Source organism: Mycoplana ramosa (genome assembly GCF_041930185.1).
GTDB lineage: Bacteria > Pseudomonadota > Alphaproteobacteria > Rhizobiales > Rhizobiaceae > Mycoplana > Mycoplana ramosa.
This window is the reverse complement of sequence record NZ_JBHEEW010000036.1, coordinates 1-1270: the sequence shown is the minus strand read 5'-3', so window position 1 is coordinate 1270 and position 1270 is coordinate 1. Positions and strand designations below refer to the sequence as shown.

Genomic DNA, 1270 nt, shown 5'->3' with positions numbered 1-1270 from the left:
TGACCTGCCACTGAGAATTTCCTCCAGAATGGATTAGAGTCCGGCCCATTGAGGACGGACGCATGAAGAAGCAGAGATTCACGGAAGAGCAGATTATTGCAGTGCTGAAGGAGCAAGAGGCAGGTGCGAAGGCAGCCGATCTCTGCCGCAAGCATGGGATTTCAGAAGCGACTTTTTACAACTGGAAGGCCAAATACGGCGGCATGGAAGTCTCCGAGGCGAAGCGTCTGAAGGCGCTCGAGGAGGAGAACGCCAAGCTGAAGAAGCTGCTGGCCGAGCAGATGCTGGATGTAGCCGCACTCCGCGAGCTTCTATCAAAAAAATGGTAGGGCCTGCCGCCAAGCGTGACGCCGTCGCGCACCTGAAAGCCGTCATGGGCCTTTCGGAACGGCGGGCCTGCCAGATCATCTCCGCCGACCGGAAGACGATCCGCTATCGGTCCTGCCGACCGCCGGAGGTCGAACTGCGAACAAAGCTGCGGGACTTGGCCAACGAGCGACGACGTTTCGGATATCGGCGGCTGTTCATCCTGCTTCGGCGGGAGGGAGAGCCATCCGGGGTCAATCGCATTTACCGGCTCTATCGCGAGGAAGGACTTTCCGTGCGCAAGCGCAAAGCCAGGCGGCGTGCTGTCGGCACGCGTGCGCCGATCCTAGTCGAAGCGAAGGCCAATGCCCGCTGGTCGCTGGACTTCGTCCATGACCAGTTTGCCTGCGGCAGACGCTTTCGCGTCCTCAATGTCGTCGACGACGTGACGCGCGAGTGCCTGGCCGCAATCCCAGACACATCCATCTCCGGGCGTCGCGTCGCACGCGAACTTACCAAGCTCCTCGAACGGCGCGGCAAGCCTGGCATGATCGTTTCCGACCACGGCACGGAGTTCACCTCGAACGCGATTCTGGCCTGGTCGAGGGATCACAAGGTCGAGTGGCACTACATCGCACCGGGAAAGCCAATGCAGAACGGCTATGTCGAGTCCTTCAACGGCCGCATGCGTGACGAGCTCTTGAACGAAAGCCTGTTCCTCGGCCTTGATCATGCCCGCAGCGCCATCGCCGAATGGGCGGACGATTATAACCATTTCCGACCGCACTCATCGCTCCGATACCAAACCCCGGCAGGCTATGCCGGGATCATCGCCGCAACCGGCTCCAACGCTGCGCAAGCTGAAAGCTTCGCGTTTCCGCCGGTTGCTCACACCGCGCCATCTGGCGTATCCAAAACCGCCGAGGCTCTAATCGCCGCCGGATGAAAGTTCAGTGGCAGGTCA

General features: G+C 60.5%; 1 protein-coding gene. It reads left to right on the top strand.

What is annotated here, in order from left to right; genetic code table 11:
• The first annotated feature begins 62 nt into the window (after positions 1–62).
• A protein-coding gene (locus JNC62_RS21095; RefSeq protein ID WP_374841436.1) for an IS3 family transposase occupies positions 63–1252 on the top strand; the annotation gives its coding sequence in 2 pieces (ribosomal slippage) (positions 63–315 and positions 315–1252; 1191 coding nt in all).
• The last annotated feature ends 18 nt before the right edge of the window (positions 1253–1270 follow it).